General features: G+C 41.5%; 1 protein-coding gene. It reads left to right on the top strand.

The features are described from left to right. Positions 1–2,918: hypothetical protein (locus tag DW103_RS18170; protein ID WP_158576717.1), on the top strand; the 2,918-nt coding region annotated here is incomplete at both ends.

The raw sequence follows: 2,918 nt of genomic DNA, 5'->3' as shown, positions 1-2,918 counted from the left end.
ATGAACAAGAAGTTTTCTACACTTTTAGCCGGCATCCTGCTGGTGGGTAGTAGCTTTTCAGCCATGGCAACAATGGATAAAACCGATACATCGGTTTATTATCAGTTGAAAGTGGATGAAAGTAAAGTTTTAGTTATTGGTGAAGGAGAAGGTACTGCCAAAGATAGTTTGGCTTTGATCCCGGCTCCGGCTGTAACTGCTGGTTTGGTTGAGTACAATAAATCTCTTTGGCGTTTGGAAGCTAAAGAAGCTACAAATGAGACCACCGGTGCAAAATATGTTGTTTTGAAGTTTATCAACAAAGCCGGTAAAACATTAAGTTTATCGAATGCTTCGGAAGCAGGCAAAAGTTTTTATTATTCCAAACCGGCTTATGTGGCAACAGGTGGAACAAGTTCTTTTGCTTTTAATGAATCGTCTGTAAAGTTTGATGAAGATGGCGACTTGACTGTAGAAACAGACGGTATTAATCTTCAGACTGTTTCTTACAGCGGCGGTAAATCTACCGGACTTTATTTAGCAGTCTCTAATGGTGCTATAAAGATTAAAAAGATTGAACAGGAAACTCCTACTTCAGAGTTGAAATTCCCGGATGAGACTAACGTTACAGAAGTAAAAATTAAACTTGAAGCAGCTGCCGACAAATTAACTTTAGGTATAGATGACCTGAACAAAGCTGGTGACGATGTTGAAGCTTTCCAATTGAAGTTTACTCCTGATACTTTGGGTAGTACAATCGGTAATCCGTTTACGGATAACAAGCTGGTTGCTGTAAAGTTGCCACATATGTATTCTGCTGCTGTATATGATACAGAAACTTATGATGCTGCTTTGGCTGATGCAAAAAAAGCTACAGGTGATGCAAATGCCGCTATAAAAGAAGCTTGGGGTGCCTTTAAGGCTGAAGCAGAGGCTGCTATTGCTTGGGGTAAGGCAAACAAATTTGTTGGAACTTTGGTTGCAAAAGCCGGCAATAAGAATGATCTTGATGCTGTGATAGCAGCTTTAGGTACAACAAGTGGAACTGATGACAAACCTTTGACTAAACTTACAACTGAAGGTGCTGCTGGTAAAGCTTTTGATGCTGCTGTTACTGCTTTTAAGGCTGTGGAGATAAAGGGCGAAGAAGCAGCACTGTTGAAAGATGCAGACGTCGAAGCTTTCAATAAAGCATTGGAAGCAGCAGATAAAGCTTGGGAAACATTAACAAAGAATCTTGGTAAATCTTATGCTTCTATCGAAAAGGTTGTGGATGCGTATTTAGCTAAACAATACCAGGGAGCTGCTGCTGTACCTGCATTTGAAGGCGAAGATGATATAAATTTAGCTATGCTGGCACAAACATCTGGCTCTGTTTATGTACAATATGGAACAGCGATTGCTACCGCATTAGACGGTCTTGCAGCGGAAGCTAAAAAAACTAAGCTTCTTGAAGGCGGACATTCAGCAGATGTTCTTGCAGAAGAAGGTGGTGCTGCCAATGGCTATTATGCCCTTGCAATTAAAGACTCCCTGATTGGCGGTAAGCAAGCTTATCTGTATGTGGATACCGCAAACTATATCGCTAAGAACGAAAAGTATTATGGCTTCAAGGTTGGTACTTTGGACTTTGTAAATCCGGAGAATAAGGAATTAGGTGTTGTTGCAGACTTCGGTCAGTCCATCAACTTGTACACATTCCAATTGGTTGCTAATCCTCAGAAAGTAGATGCAGACGAAATCTTAATCAATACTTGGGTTTGGGGTGTAAAGCCTGCAGATGAACTTGATGAAGCTCAAGTGGGTGCTGAAGAACAAACCGAGGGAATAGTTCCTGCTTCTGTAGTACTTCGTACATTGGCTAACAACCATCGTGAAGTATCTGTAGCAGCAGAAAGTGATGCTCTTTATGCAGAACTGTTGAAGAACACAGTTATCACATTCAACCAGGTTGTACGTGAAACTGCTCAACTCGAAAAAGGCACTGCTTATTATGTGAAGTCAATGTCTAAGAAAGATGAAGCTAAACCGTATAAGGTAATGACTTCTACTTCAGAATGTTCTGATATTATGTCTGCTAATGTATATGCAAACGTTCCTTCTACTCAGTGGTTTGTTTCAGCAGCTGATGATGAAAAGAGTGAATACACAATTGCAAACCGTGACTTCGGTGGTGCTCAAGAGATGAAGACATTATATAAAGATACTAAATTCTATGTAATAGACGCAGAAGAAGGTATCTATGAAGCAGCTGGCGACACTATTCAGCTTGTAGAAGTTGAAGGTACTCCTGCCGGCTACAAGAACCTGAGCGAAGAAGCTATCGCCCATCAGACATACAAACTGACTGCCACAAACTTCGCTAATCCGACTACTACATTCTATCTGACGATGAATAAGGCTGACTCTTCTGTAGTAATGACGGATGATGCTGAAAAAGCATTGGTATTCAAACTGAAAGATATGGATGTTCAGCCACTGGCAGACAACAGATTGGCAGCTAACGCATACAATGGTGAAGTTTACTTCGATGGCGATACCTTGTTCTTCACAAGTGAAGATGGTTTGCAAATTCTGTTGACGAAAGATGCTGAAAAGGCAATTCCTTCAGAAGCTTCTGAAGCCGGTTTGGCATTCCGTCGTACAAGTGATAAAGCCGGTCAGTATGAACTCTTATTGATTACTGAAGGTACTCGTTGTGACGCCTTGAAAGTAGGTGTAGACCAGAACGGTAACGCCGTAGTAGTAGGTCCGACCGAAATCACCAACTGGGCATTCGACTTGGTAGAAGAAACAGTAGATACTTACCATAAGTTTGCAGACGCTCCGAAGAACGTAACGATTTCTTTGATGAACGACGAAGCTTCTAAGGTAACAGCCGTTAAACCGTTCGCAGCCATCAAACGTACAGGTCTGGAACTGAAAGCAGCTGCAACGGA

The sequence above is a fragment of the Parabacteroides sp. AM08-6 genome, from assembly GCF_003473295.1.
Classification (GTDB): Bacteria; Bacteroidota; Bacteroidia; order Bacteroidales; family Tannerellaceae; genus Parabacteroides.
Note: the sequence above shows the minus strand (reverse complement) of the source record. Positions and strands in the feature narration are given on the sequence as shown.